The sequence below is a fragment of the Stenotrophomonas sp. YIM B06876 genome (assembly GCF_030711595.1).
GTDB lineage: Bacteria > Pseudomonadota > Gammaproteobacteria > Xanthomonadales > Xanthomonadaceae > Stenotrophomonas.
Genome location: NZ_JAUJUJ010000625.1, coordinates 1 through 378, shown reverse-complemented (window position 1 = coordinate 378; position 378 = coordinate 1). Strand labels below are relative to the sequence as shown.

At 65.6% G+C, this 378-nt stretch carries 1 protein-coding gene; it reads right to left on the bottom strand.

Going from position 1 to position 378, the window contains the following annotated elements; genetic code table 11:
* Nucleotides 1-378 (bottom strand): MMPL family transporter (locus QZH66_RS18765; RefSeq protein ID WP_305807288.1); only part of this gene is annotated, 378 nt, incomplete at both ends.

Sequence of the window (378 nt, the reverse complement as noted above, 5' to 3'; positions counted from 1 at the left end):
TGGCGCAGCGCCTCGTAGAAGGCCTCGCGCAGCGTCTTGCCTTTGCTTTCCAGCTCGTGCTGCAGGCTCTCATACAGGTAGATGCCATAGTCCACGCCCACGCCCACGCCCATGGCGATCACCGGCAGGGTGGCGACCTTCAGGCCGATGCCGAGCATGGCCATCAAGGCATTGCACAGGATGGAGACCAGCGTCAGCGGCACGATGATGCACAGCACCGCGCGCCAGCTGCGGAAGGTGAGCCAGCACAGCAGCGTGATGGCGCCGAAGATGGCCGCCAGCATCTGGATTTCCGCATGCTCCACAGCCTCGTTGGTGGCGACGGCCACCCCCGCGTTGCCGCCGGCCAGGCGGAACTTCAGGTTCGGCGTCTTGTCG